Source organism: Exiguobacterium sp. s142, assembly GCF_018618455.1.
GTDB lineage: Bacteria > Bacillota > Bacilli > Exiguobacteriales > Exiguobacteriaceae > Exiguobacterium > Exiguobacterium aurantiacum_A.
Genome location: NZ_JACSMB010000058.1, coordinates 1 through 269 on the forward strand (window position 1 = coordinate 1; position 269 = coordinate 269).

2 tRNA genes are annotated in these 269 nt (G+C 49.1%); both read left to right on the forward strand.

What is annotated here, in order from left to right:
* Window positions 1-11 precede the first annotated feature (11 nt).
* Window positions 12-88 (forward strand) — tRNA-Pro (locus tag KNP77_RS15885).
* Window positions 89-99: 11 nt separating this feature from the next.
* Window positions 100-175: transfer RNA gene (locus tag KNP77_RS15890), tRNA-Ala, on the forward strand.
* Window positions 176-269 lie beyond the last annotated feature (94 nt).

A 269-nucleotide genomic window follows, 5' to 3' on the forward strand; every position in this document is an offset into this window, starting at 1 on the left:
ACCATTTATAACGGGAAGTAGCTCAGCTTGGTAGAGCACTTGGTTTGGGACCAAGGGGTCGCAGGTTCGAATCCTGTCTTCCCGACCATCATAACTTTTGGGGCCTTAGCTCAGCTGGGAGAGCGCCTGCCTTGCACGCAGGAGGTCAGCGGTTCGATCCCGCTAGGCTCCACCAATTCTTTAACTGACGAACTTTGAAAACTGAACGATGAGGCAAAAAAAGTTTTACAAGTTTTGATTGAAGCGCAAGCTTCGTCATTTTCAAGAGC